The sequence below is a fragment of the Mesorhizobium sp. ESP6-5 genome, from assembly GCF_020164695.1.
GTDB lineage: Bacteria > Pseudomonadota > Alphaproteobacteria > Rhizobiales > Rhizobiaceae > Mesorhizobium > Mesorhizobium australicum.
The window spans coordinates 51,014-61,603 of sequence record NZ_JAIUGR010000003.1; the positions used below are offsets into that span (position 1 = coordinate 51,014).

Below are 10,590 nucleotides of genomic sequence, written 5' to 3' on the forward strand. Positions count from 1 at the left end.
GATCGATGGCATAAGGCCGCCCTTAAACAGTTTAAAAAAACGACGGGGAGCGAAAGGCTGGCACAGAAGATCAAGCTGTCGACGATCGCGGATGCGCTCGGCGTGTCCACGGCCACCGTATCCTTGGCACTGCGCGACAGCCCGCTGGTTGCCGGCTCGACGCGCGACCGCATTAAGGAACATGCGCGCGCCATCGGCTATATCTACAACCGCCGCGCCGCCAGCCTGCGCACCTCGCGCTCGGGCATTGTCGGTGTCGTCGTCCACGACATCATGAACCCGTTCTTCGCCGAGATTCTGCGCTCGATCGAGAGTGAGCTCGACCGCAGCCGACAGACCTTCATCCTGTCCAATCACTACGATCAGCTCGAAAAACAGCGCACCTTCATCGATACATTGCTGCAGCTCGGCGCCGATGGCGTCATCATGTCGCCGGCTATCGGCACGCCGGCGTCCGATATCGTCATGGCCGAGGAGAATGGGCTGCCGGCGGTGCTGATCGCACGCACCGTCGAGGGCGCCGACGTGCCGGTGTTTCGCGGCGACGATGCCTATGGCACGGGCCTCGCCACCAACCATCTGATCTCGCTTGGCCACAAGCGCATCGCCATGATCGGCGGCACCGACCAGACCTCGACCGGCCGCGATCGCTATCAGGGCTATGTGAACGCCATGGAGGCAGCCGGGCTTGAAGTCAGGCCATCCTGGCGCATATCAGGCCCGCGCACCAAGCAGGCCGGTTTCGAGGCCGCCGGGCAGTTTCTGGCGCTGAAGGACAGGCCTACCGCGGCCTGCTGCTGGAACGACCTCGTCGCCATCGGCCTGATGAACGGCATTGCGCGTGCCGGCCTTGTGCCGGGCGTCGACATCTCCGTCACCGGCTATGATGACCTCGAAGAGGCGGCGATAGCCACGCCGGCGCTGACCACCGTCTGGAACGGCCAGCGCGAGGTCGGCCGCCGCGCCGCCAGTGCGCTGCTCGACAAGCTCAACGGGCAGACGGTGCGGCCCTCGCAGGAATTGATCAAGCCGGAACTGCATGTGCGCCAGTCGACCGGCAAGCCGGTGGAGCGTGCATGACCAAGGCCGAACAATTGGGAGCCGTTGCCATTCTGGTGCCGGCCGATTTCAGCGACCACGCCGTCGCGCGTATCGACCGGACGTTCAATCGCATCGGCATCGAGCGCGCCGATCCCGCGCTGGTCACCGACGAGATGCGCCGCGCGGTGCGTGGCATCGCATCCTTTGCCGGCATCAGTGCGGCGATGATCGATGCGTTGCCGAAGCTCGAACTCATAGCCTCGTTCGGCGTCGGCTACGATTCGGTCGATGTCGGCCATGCGGCGGCGAAGAACATCATGGTCACCAACACGCCCGACGTGCTGACCGAAGAGGTCGCCGACACCGCGATCGGGCTGCTGATCAACACGGTGCGCGATCTGCCGCGTGCCGAAACCTGGCTGCGTGACGGCAGCTGGGCGAAGAAGGGCAACTATCCGCTGAGCCGGCTGACCTTGCGCGCGCGCCGCGTCGGTATTTTCGGCATGGGCCGCATCGGACAAGCCATTGCACGGCGGCTGGAGGCCTTCGGCCTGCCGATCGCCTATCACAACCGACGCCGGGTCGAAGGCCTGTCCTATCAATACCACGACACGCTGAAGGGCTTGGCCGAGGCAGTCGACACGCTGATTTCGGTGGCGCCCGGCGGTGCTTCGACACAGAAAGCGGTCAATGCCGAGATCCTGTCGGCGCTCGGCGCGAACGGCGTCTTCGTCAACATCGGCCGCGGCAGCACCGTCGACGAGGCGGCGCTTGCGGCCGCTCTCGCCGACGGCACCATCGCCGCCGCCGGGCTCGATGTCTTCGCCGACGAGCCGAATGTCCCCAAGGCGTTGCTCGGCTTACCAAACGCCTCTCTGTTGCCGCATGTCGGCTCGGCCTCGGAGCACACACGCCGCGCCATGGCCGATCTATGCGTCGACAATCTGGTGTCGTGGTTCAGCGACCGCAGGCCGCTGACACCAGTGCCCGAGACGGCGCATGTGAAGGCTCGCCCTTGAGCGGTGGCACTGCCATATTTATTAACGTCGGCTTAACCCTTTGAAATCATTCTTCATCCTGTGTGCTGGATGAGGAATGATGAAAACGCTTTTCGCATTGATCGGTGCCGCCGCGCTGTTTGGCGGCGTTCAGCTGTTTCATGACGGCAGCGGGGAAAGCATTGCCAATGAGGCCACGCCTTCCAATGCCTACAGACTGATTGCCAACGGCGACGAAGGCGCATGCGCGGTCACGCGCGGCGCCTCGGTCTCGGATGGCCTGTCGCTGCTGACGGTGGCGCCGAATTGCCGACGGCTCCTGCCGGGCCTCGAGCGGGCTAAATTCTGGCGCGAGCAAAACGACGGAACCGTTGCCTTCAGCGCCAACGGCATCGATCCGATCGTCACCTTTGCCGTGGCTGATGGCGATGGCTACGAATCCTACGCGCCGGCCCTGCCGTTGCTGTCGCTGGCATCAGACGGTGGCTTGAAACCTAGAGACTGACTACTCCGCCGCCGCCCGCGCGCCGGCTTTCGCGGCGGCATGCAGGCGCACCGCATCGCCGAAAGCGCGAAAAATCTTGGCGGAATTGCTGTCCGACTTGACCCAGTATTCGGGATGCCACTGGACGCCGACGGCGAAGGCGCGGGCACCCTTGACTGAAACCGCTTCGACCGTGCCGTCGGTGGCGACAGCCTCGATCTCGAGCTTCGATCCCAGCCGGTCGATCGCCTGGCGATGCAAGGAATTGACCTTGATGTCGCCGGCGCCGAACACGCCGGCCAGGCAACTGCCTGTCTTGATCGAAATGGTCTGGTGAATGGCGAAGCGCTCATCCTGTTTGTCGCTCACCGCCGCACGGTGGTCCAGCGACCCCTCGCGCTCCTGGATCTCGGTGCCCAGTGTGCCGCCGAGCGCCACGTTCAATTCCTGGATGCCGCGGCAGATGGCGAGCAGCGGCACGCCGCGCTCGATCGCCTTCCGGATCAGCGGCAACGTCGTGGCGTCGCGCGCGGTGTCATAAGGGCCGTTCGCTTCGCTGGCATCGCCGCCATAGAGCGAGGGGTCGACGTTGGATTTCGAGCCCGTCAGCATGACGCCGTCGACCGACGACAGAAGTTCGTCGAAGTCCAGCCGGTCGCCGAACGATGGCACGAGCAGTGGGAAAACGCCGGCACCTGCGATTGCTGCTTCCAGGTATTGTTGAGGGGCGGCATGCCAGGTGTAGTTGTCGAACTGACGGACGTCGGTCGATATGGCGACGAGCGGCTGCTGCATTTTGGGTCTGTCTTCCATCTGGCAAGGGATATCCTGCCTTTAAATTAAGCGATCCCCGGCCATTTTTCCAGCCAAGTCTCAGCGTGTCGCATGGGCCACGAAACCGCCTGTTAGACTATAGTTGCAGGGTCGCATGGCTTCGCCATCAAATCCGGCCGGCGTGCTGGACTCGACTCCTTGCCCGTGTATTGTTTCGAGCGAACCGATGCGGGAGCCGAGGATTTCCCGAACGTCGGTTTGTTGGTCCAAAAGGGAGGAACTGCATGGATCGTCGTTCATTTATCCGCAAGGCCGGCGTCACCGGCGTCGGCGCAGCCGCGGCGGCGGCCACGCTCGCCGCACCGGCAATCGCCCAGTCCAACCCCAAGGTGACATGGCGATTGGCGTCGTCCTTCCCGAAGTCGCTCGACACCATCTATGGCGGGGCCGAAGTGTTCTCCAAGATGCTGTCGGAAGCCTCCGACGGCAATTTCCAGATCCAGGTCTTTGCCGCGGGCGAGCTTGTTCCCGGCCTGCAGGCCGCCGACGCCACCACGGCCGGCACGGTCGAGGCCTGCCACACGGTGGCATATTATTACTGGGGCAAGGACCCGACATGGGCGCTGGGTGCGGCGGTGCCCTTTTCGCTCAACGCGCGCGGCATGAATGCATGGCACTACCATGGCGGCGGCATCGATCTGTTCAATGAGTTTCTCGCCACGCAAGGTCTGTTCGGCCTGCCGGGCGGCAACACCGGCGTGCAGATGGGCGGCTGGTTCCGCAAGGAGATCAACACCGTCGCCGACCTCTCCGGCCTCAAGATGCGCATTGGCGGCTTTGCCGGCAAAGTGGTGCAGAAGCTCGGCGTGGTGCCGCAGCAGATCGCCGGCGGCGACATCTACCCGGCGCTGGAAAAAGGCACCATCGACGCCGCCGAATGGGTCGGCCCCTATGACGACGAGAAGCTCGGCTTCTACAAGGTCGCGCCCTATTATTACTATCCCGGCTGGTGGGAAGGCGGCCCGACCGTCCACCTGATGTTCAACAAGGCGAAATACGACGAGCTTTCGCCGACCTACAAGTCGCTGCTGCGGACGTGCGCCCAGGCCGCGGACGCCAACATGCTGCAGAAATACGACTATGTGAACCCTCCGGCGGTGAAGCGGCTGGTGGCCGGCGGCGCCAAACTGCGCCCATTCAGCCAGGAGATCATGGCCGCCTGCTTCGAGAAGGCCAACGAGGTCTACGCCGAAATGGAAGCCTCGAACGCGCCGTTCAAGAAGATCTGGGAATCGATCAAGGGCTTCCGCAAGGAGCACTATCTCTGGGCGCAGGTGGCCGAATACAATTACGACACCTTCATGATGGTCCAGCAGCGCAGCGGCAAGCTGTAGGCGATCGTACTTTGCTTTTCGAAAGCCTCGGGGCATTTTTGTTCCCCGGGGCTTTTCTTTGCTCGACGGCGACGGCAATCGCCAAATGCCGCGAAGCCTGAACCTCAGCCCATAGCTGGTACCACCAGCACCTTCACTTCACCCGGAGCCGGCGGATTGGCGATCACCCCTGGCGCCTCCTCGAGCGTGACTTGCCTGGAGATCAACTGATCGATCTCGATCACGCCCGACGCGATAAGCTCGGCGGCGCGGCGATGCGTGTAGGGATTGAGGAATGAGCCCACCACCTTGAGTTCGCGGAACAACAGGTCGAAGGGCTCGAATTCCACCTTCATGCCTTGCGGCGTCACGCCGACGATAACGACGGTGCCGCCCGCCCTTGCCAGCCGCATCGACTGCTCGACGGTCTCGCGCACACCGGCGCATTCGAACACCACGTCGGCGCCACCAGGCATTAGTCCGGCCGGACCGGCGATGGCCTCGATCACATCGGTGGCGGCGGGATCGACCGTCGCCGTCGCACCGAGTTCGCTGGCAAGCGCGCGCCGCGAGGCTTGCCGTGTCGACAGGATGATGGTGGTCGCCCCGGCCAGCCGCGCCAGTTGCACGGTGAGCAGGCCGATGACGCCGCCGCCGAGCACGACCACCGAGCTGCCTGGCTTGATCTCGGCAAGGTCGACGCCGTGCAGGCAGCAGCCGAGCGGCTCGCAGAAAGCACCATGAGTTGGCTTCAGATCGGCGGGAAGGACAAAGGCCTGTTTCTGCGGAATCACCACATAGTCGGCAAAGCCGCCGTCGCGGTGGATGCCGATGGCGGTGAGATTGCCGCACAAATTGACGCGGCCGGCATGGCAATGGCCGCAGCGCCCGCAGGCGATGTTGGGGTCGCCGGTGACGCGGTCGCCGACGGCAAAGCCGGAGACGGCGGTGCCGATTGCCTCGACGATGCCGGAGAATTCGTGCCCGGGTGTCACTGGCGGCCTGCAGGGGAACTCGCCGTGGAAAAGATGCCGGTCGGTGCCGCAGACACCGCAGGCTTCGATCCGCACCAGGAGGTCGTCCGGGCCCGGGACCGGTTTGGCGATCTCGCGCAACGAGATGCTGCCCACTGCCTCCAACCGCACGGCTTTCATGGCATCGTTTCCATCAATTGAAGCTCGGCGGTTGCGACAGGTCCGGCGCGGGTGCAGCCGGCTTGGCCGGCGGCGCATCGCCGAAATTCGGGGGCTGCGACAGATCGGGCGTGCCGGGCGCCGTCGGTGCGGCGCCGCCATTGGCAGGCGCGCCGCCACCGTCCGGCGCGCCGAGCGGCGACAGGCTGGGCACCCCGGGCACCGTGTAGTCGATCGTGCCGGAATCGACGGCCGTGCCCTTGTAGCGCATCACCATTTGCGGGAAGGCGATGGTCAGGCCGATCATGATCACCTGGATGCAGACGAATGGCACCGCGCCCCAATAGATCTGGCCCGTTGTCACCGGCGCGATCTGCTTGCCGGTCAGGCGATCGAGATAGGGCACGCGGGCAGCGACCGAGCGCAGGTAGAACAGCGCGAAGCCGAATGGTGGATGCATGAAGCTGGTCTGCATGTTGACGCCCAGGAGCACGCCGAACCAGATCAGGTCGATGCCGAGCTTGTCGGCCGCCGGCGCCAGCAGCGGCACGATGATGAAGGCCAGTTCGAAGAAATCGAGGAAGAAGGCGAGGAAGAAGACGAGCATGTTGACGCCGATCAGGAAGCCGACTTCGCCGCCCGGTAGCGAGGTCAAGAGATGCTCGACCCAGATCTGGCCGTTGACGCCGTAGAAGGTCAGGGAGAACACCCGCGCGCCTATCAGGATGAACAGCACGAAGGACGACAGCCGCGTCGTCGAGGCCAGCGCCTGCTTGATCACGTCCATCGACAGCCGGCCCTTCATTGCCGCCATCGCCAGCGCACCGACCGCGCCCATCGCGCCGCCCTCGGTTGGGGTGGCGATGCCGAGAAAGATGGTGCCCAGCACCAGGAAGATCAGCGCCAGCGGCGGGATCAGCACGATCACGACCTGCTGCGCCAGCCGCGACATCATGTTGATGTTCAGGCTGCGGTCGAGGATCGCGACGATGTAGATGAAGATGACGCCGACCGTCGCGCCGAGAATATCGGCGTTGTCGCCATGAGCGGGCACCAGGTAACGGTAGGCCGCATAGGCGATCGCAATGGCCGCTATCAACGCGATCAGCAACGACACCACGCCATGGCCGAGCGTCCGCGCCTCAAGCGGCAGGGCAGGCATCGACTTTGGCCGGACGATCGACATGATCACGATGTAGAGCGTGTATAGGCCGGTCAGCACCAGGCCGGGGATCAGGGCGCCGGCATACATGTCGCCGACAGAGCGGCCGAGCTGGTCGGCGAGAACGATCAGCACCAGCGACGGCGGAATGATCTGGGCGAGCGTGCCCGACGCCGCGATGACGCCGGATGCCACCCGGCGGTCATAACCATAGCGCAGCATGATCGGCAGCGAGATCAGTCCCATGGCGATGACGGACGCCGCCACCACGCCTGTGGTCGCCGCCAGCAGTGCGCCGACGAAGATCACCGCGTAGGCGAGGCCGCCTCGGACGGGTCCGAACAACTGGCCGATCGTGTCGAGCAGGTCTTCGGCCATGCCCGATCGTTCGAGCACGATGCCCATGAAGGTGAAGAACGGGATCGCCAGCAGCGTGTCGTTCGACATCACCCGGCTGCCGTAGAAATTGTCCGGCAGCGCATAGAGCAGCGGCCATGCGAGATTGATCGCGCCGCCCGAATAGGGCGTCAGAAGCACGCCGATGAAGAAGAACATCAAGCCGTTGGCGGCGAGCGAAAAGGCGACGGGATAGCCGATCAGCATGAACAGGATCAGCGAGGCGAACATGATCGGCGCCATGTTCTGGGCGATGAACTCCATCACGAACGCACCTCTTCGGCGAGCGCCTTGGCTTCGAGTTCAGCCTGTTCGTGCACGGAAATGAATGGGTTGGGATCCTCAATGACGCCGCGCATGATGGCGATCTTCTTGATGATCTCGGAAATGCCCTGCAGTGCGAGCAGGAAAAAGCCGACCAGCAGGATCGCCTTGGCCGGCCACACGATCAGGCCGCCGGCGTTGGTCGACATCTCGCCGCTGTGAAACGACAGCGACACGTAGGGCACGAAATAGAACACCATCAGCGTCACGAACGGCATCAGGAAAAAGACGTGGCCGAAGAGGTCGATCCAGTGCTGCACGCGGCGTGAAAACAGGCCGTAGACGATATCGATGCGGATATGCTCGTTCTGTTTCAGCGTGTAGGCGGCGGCCAGCATGAAGGCGGCTCCGAACAGGTACCATTGCAGCTCCAGCCAGGCGTTGGACGAGGTGTCGAACACCTTGCGAATGACCGCGTTGGCCGCACTCACCAGGATCGCCAGCAGGATCAGCCAGGATACCGATTTGCCGATGAACTCGTTTATACGATCGATCGTTCTGGATAGAGCGAGAAGCCCTGCCATGCATTCCTCCCTGATGCGGTGACGCGCGATCGCCCCTTTCGTCGCGCCGCCTGGCCCAACCGTATGCAGTGCGTGGTCCGGTTGGTCAACAAGGGGAGGACGGATGCAGGCCATCGGCGCTCCCGGCACGGTGGAAAACCGCGCCCTGACGAAACGTCATGCAACCAAAGTCTGGCGGGATCAGACGACCTTGCCGGTGTCGCGACCGGCGCCGATCAGGATCAGCATGGCAACCAAGAACAGATACATCCAGGCGTCGCGCCATTCGACCGGGAAATAGCCGGCCCACAGTGATTCGGCCATGCCGAAAGCGGCCGCGCCCAGCGCCGCCTTTGGCGGCGAGAGATAACCGCCGACCGCCGTCACGAACAGGATCTTCAGGCCGTAGACAAGGCCGGAACCGAAGCTGACATTGCCATAGTAGAGGCTGGCCATGATCCCGGCCAGCGCGGCGCAGAAGCCGCCGAACAGCACGGCACGCCGGAACACGCCGCGCACGTCGACGCCGCACAGCGCGGCGGCCCTGGGGTCGTCGGAGACGGCGCGCCAGCACCGGCCGAAGTTTGAGCGGGCAAATACCCAGGTGGCGAGGGCGACCGCCGCCACGACCACGGCGCAGTCGAGCACCTGGATCAGCGTCAGCGTCGCCTTGAATCCTGAGCGTTCGGCGAAAACGATGGGCTCGGCCAGCATCGGCGGCAGCCACAGATCATGCGTGTCGGCGGCGATGCGGCTTGCTTCCGACAGGACGAGCAGGATGCCGAGCGTCGTCACCACGATGGCGTTGGGCGAGCGGTCGGCCAACGGCTCGAAGACGCTGCGCGACAGGACATGGCTGATGAGCGCCGCATAGAGAAACGCCGCGAGGACGCCGAACAGCACCGAAGCCAGCAGCGTCAGCCACAGCACCTGGTAGCCGAAGGCGACGCTCAGGATCATTGCCTGGCCGCAAAAGGCAAACAGCGCCCCATAGGCGAGGTTGGTGCGGTGCAGAATGCCGTTGGTCAGCACATAGCCGAAGGCGAGCAACGCATAGAGCGCACCCGAATGCAGCCCGTTCAGCACCTGCTGGAAGAAGTAAAGCATGCTCGACAACACCAGAAGCATCCCGCCCAAGAGGGAATAGGACAAACGCGGAGCGGACAAAGGCGACGATACCCTGCGCATCCGAGGTTTGCATCGCCGAATCTAACTTGTCAAACGCGATTTATCGGTTAGATTTCCGGAAATGACAGTTGCCTGGACTCCTCACCGCTTCACCGGCGGCCTGCTAGCGCTCGACACGGCGAACACCGTCGTGCTGCGCGGCGATCCGGAGCGCACATTCGACCGCTTCGACGATCCGGCCGAAATCGCCCGCTTCGCCGACGCGGCCAGCGGCTTTCGCGCCGCCGAGCTTGGCGACAGGCGGCTGGCGGTGTCCTCGCCGGCGGCAATTGCGCCCGTCGTGCTGTCGATCCGCGAGACGACCGATAGGCTGTTTCGAAGCGCTGTGTTGAACGGCGCGGTCGCCACCGCCGATCTGCCCGAATTCCTGCGATCCTGCGCCGACGGCCTAGCCGCCGGCGGGACCGAGATCGGGGCGCAGGGACGGCCGTTCGGCGATCCGGCGACGCCGATCGCCTTCGAGGCGGCACTGGCGGTTTCGGCGCTTTCCCTGCTGCGTGACGACACCGTCGCGAGGCTCAGGATCTGTCCCAATTGCACCTGGCTGTTCGTCGACAGAAGCCGCAATTCCAGCCGCCTTTGGTGCGACATGGCGGTATGCGGCAACAGGCAGAAGGCAAGCCGTCACTATCGCCGCCGCATGGCCGCCAATGAGGTCAGGAATGCCTAGAATTCTTTCCCGCTCGACGGTTGTTGGCGCGGCGCTGATTGCGGCGATGACGCTTGGCGCTTGCCGGGATACTGGCGGTGGAGGCAAGCTGTTCGAAGTTTCCGGCAAGATCTTCGTCTTCAACTACCGCCTCGCCAGGGCGACCTATGTCGTGACGCTGAGGCCCTTGCGGCCGATGGGCGAGGGTCAGGTGGCGGTTGCCAGCTTCCAGAACCCCGCCGGTGGTGATCCCTTCGTGGTCGAGCAGAAGATCTGGCCGAAGCTCGACAAGGTGAGCCTGGAAAGCCCGGCGCTGACCTGCGTTGTCAAGAACAAGCCCTATGCCATCGCCATCAGCATCAAGGGCGCCGATGGCGCGGTCCTGCAGGAGATCGACACCACGCTGATGTCGACGGAAGACCAGTCCATCCTGCCCGATCGGCCGCTGGTCATCGACCAACTCTACACGGCCAACCCCGACCTCGCCGGCCATCCCGACGGCAAGCTGCCGGGCGAGCCGAAGCCGGACTGCTCGAAAGCCGGCTGACACCTTCTGACGGCATCG

The 10,590-nt window shown here is 64.1% G+C and carries 11 protein-coding genes; 6 read left to right on the plus strand and 5 right to left on the minus strand.

Annotated elements, in window-relative coordinates; all coding sequences use genetic code 11:
- Nucleotides 1-57: 57 nt before the first annotated feature.
- The 3 genes from LB524_RS04935 to LB524_RS04945 all read left to right on the plus strand — a co-directional run bounded on the left by LB524_RS04935 (nucleotide 58) and on the right by LB524_RS04945 (nucleotide 2,544).
- A complete protein-coding gene (locus LB524_RS04935) occupies nucleotides 58-1,080 on the plus strand; it encodes a LacI family DNA-binding transcriptional regulator (RefSeq protein ID WP_023772401.1) in 1,023 nt (340 codons plus the stop codon).
- Nucleotides 1,077-2,060 (plus strand): 2-hydroxyacid dehydrogenase, encoded by a 984-nt coding sequence (locus LB524_RS04940; RefSeq protein WP_224524118.1) that lies wholly within the window; start codon nucleotides 1,077-1,079, stop codon nucleotides 2,058-2,060. Before LB524_RS04935 ends, LB524_RS04940 begins: the two co-directional genes overlap by 4 nt.
- Nucleotides 2,061-2,139: 79 nt before the next feature.
- Entirely contained in the window at nucleotides 2,140-2,544 is a 405-nt protein-coding gene (locus LB524_RS04945; RefSeq protein WP_411909896.1) for a hypothetical protein, read from the plus strand.
- On the opposite strand, the gene LB524_RS04950 is transcribed toward LB524_RS04945, so the two are convergent.
- Complete coding sequence (locus LB524_RS04950; protein ID WP_224524119.1) at nucleotides 2,545-3,336, minus strand: gamma-glutamyl-gamma-aminobutyrate hydrolase family protein; 792 nt, start codon at nucleotides 3,334-3,336, stop codon at nucleotides 2,545-2,547.
- 245 nt (nucleotides 3,337-3,581) lie between these two features.
- Between LB524_RS04950 and LB524_RS04955 the strand changes: the two genes are divergently transcribed.
- Complete coding sequence (locus LB524_RS04955; RefSeq protein ID WP_224524120.1) at nucleotides 3,582-4,691, plus strand: TRAP transporter substrate-binding protein; 1,110 nt, start codon at nucleotides 3,582-3,584, stop codon at nucleotides 4,689-4,691.
- Between the two features lie 104 nt (nucleotides 4,692-4,795).
- On the opposite strand, the gene LB524_RS04960 is transcribed toward LB524_RS04955, so the two are convergent.
- The 4 genes from LB524_RS04960 to LB524_RS04975 form a co-directional block, all read right to left on the minus strand.
- Nucleotides 4,796-5,824, minus strand: coding sequence for a zinc-dependent alcohol dehydrogenase family protein (locus LB524_RS04960; RefSeq protein WP_140723388.1), 1,029 nt, complete (start codon nucleotides 5,822-5,824; stop codon nucleotides 4,796-4,798).
- Nucleotides 5,825-5,837: 13 nt separating this feature from the next.
- On the minus strand, nucleotides 5,838-7,625 hold the full coding sequence (locus tag LB524_RS04965; protein WP_140723494.1) for a TRAP transporter large permease subunit: 1,788 nt from the start codon (nucleotides 7,623-7,625) through the stop codon (nucleotides 5,838-5,840).
- Entirely contained in the window at nucleotides 7,625-8,209 is a 585-nt protein-coding gene (locus LB524_RS04970) for a TRAP transporter small permease subunit (RefSeq protein ID WP_140821650.1), read from the minus strand. Before LB524_RS04970 ends, LB524_RS04965 begins: the two co-directional genes overlap by 1 nt.
- A gap of 180 nt (nucleotides 8,210-8,389) precedes the next feature.
- Nucleotides 8,390-9,295, minus strand: coding sequence for a branched-chain amino acid ABC transporter permease (locus LB524_RS04975; protein ID WP_224524617.1), 906 nt, complete (start codon nucleotides 9,293-9,295; stop codon nucleotides 8,390-8,392).
- Between the two features lie 142 nt (nucleotides 9,296-9,437).
- On the opposite strand from LB524_RS04975, the gene LB524_RS04980 reads away from it, so the two are divergent.
- Nucleotides 9,438-10,046, plus strand: a complete 609-nt coding sequence (locus LB524_RS04980; RefSeq protein ID WP_224524122.1) for a CGNR zinc finger domain-containing protein — start codon at nucleotides 9,438-9,440, stop codon at nucleotides 10,044-10,046.
- A complete protein-coding gene (locus LB524_RS04985) occupies nucleotides 10,039-10,572 on the plus strand; it encodes a hypothetical protein (RefSeq protein WP_224524123.1) in 534 nt (177 codons plus the stop codon). Before LB524_RS04980 ends, LB524_RS04985 begins: the two co-directional genes overlap by 8 nt.
- Nucleotides 10,573-10,590: the final 18 nt, after the last annotated feature.

Excerpts from the sequence above, each read along its gene's own strand:
- LB524_RS04950 (WP_224524119.1), bottom strand. The coding sequence starts at position 3,336 with ATGGAAGACAGACCCAAAATGCAGCAGCCGCTCGTCGCCATATCGACC.
- LB524_RS04940 (WP_224524118.1), top strand. The coding sequence starts at position 1,077 with ATGACCAAGGCCGAACAATTGGGAGCCGTTGCCATTCTGGTGCCGGCC.
- LB524_RS04945 (WP_411909896.1), top strand. The coding sequence starts at position 2,140 with ATGAAAACGCTTTTCGCATTGATCGGTGCCGCCGCGCTGTTTGGCGGC.
- LB524_RS04975 (WP_224524617.1), bottom strand. The coding sequence starts at position 9,295 with ATGCTTTACTTCTTCCAGCAGGTGCTGAACGGGCTGCATTCGGGTGCG.
- LB524_RS04960 (WP_140723388.1), bottom strand. The coding sequence starts at position 5,824 with ATGAAAGCCGTGCGGTTGGAGGCAGTGGGCAGCATCTCGTTGCGCGAG.
- LB524_RS04970 (WP_140821650.1), bottom strand. The coding sequence starts at position 8,209 with ATGGCAGGGCTTCTCGCTCTATCCAGAACGATCGATCGTATAAACGAG.
- LB524_RS04955 (WP_224524120.1), top strand. The coding sequence starts at position 3,582 with ATGGATCGTCGTTCATTTATCCGCAAGGCCGGCGTCACCGGCGTCGGC.
- LB524_RS04985 (WP_224524123.1), top strand. The coding sequence starts at position 10,039 with ATGCCTAGAATTCTTTCCCGCTCGACGGTTGTTGGCGCGGCGCTGATT.
- LB524_RS04965 (WP_140723494.1), bottom strand. The coding sequence starts at position 7,625 with ATGGAGTTCATCGCCCAGAACATGGCGCCGATCATGTTCGCCTCGCTG.
- LB524_RS04980 (WP_224524122.1), top strand. The coding sequence starts at position 9,438 with ATGACAGTTGCCTGGACTCCTCACCGCTTCACCGGCGGCCTGCTAGCG.